Genomic DNA, 248 nt, shown 5'->3' with positions numbered 1-248 from the left:
AGCTCTGCCTGTTGTAAAATCCTGATATCTTGCAATGGGGGGCATTAATGGATAAATTCCTGAAATATCTACTTTTACAGCATCTGTATTACTTTGGAAAATGGGAAATATTGTTGGATTATTAGTGATTTCCTGAATTCTTTCTTTAACGTTCACTTCTCCATCTCTGTTCAAAATCCTTGTCAAAAGTCTTAAAGAAAGTGAGTTACAAAACTTCTTCCAGTTGATAATTCCATTGGCATCCGTAT

1 protein-coding gene is annotated in these 248 nt (G+C 34.3%); it reads right to left on the bottom strand.

Annotated features, from left to right (window positions below):
* Window positions 1-248, bottom strand: a 248-nt coding sequence (locus tag SB679_RS25655) for a SusD/RagB family nutrient-binding outer membrane lipoprotein (RefSeq protein ID WP_410705189.1), incomplete at both ends; no start/stop codon positions are given.

It is taken from the genome of Chryseobacterium sp. SIMBA_029, from assembly GCF_046535275.1.
Taxonomy (GTDB): domain Bacteria; phylum Bacteroidota; class Bacteroidia; order Flavobacteriales; family Weeksellaceae; genus Chryseobacterium.
The sequence above is the reverse complement of the archived record's forward strand: the minus strand, read 5'-3'. Positions and strand labels throughout refer to the sequence as shown.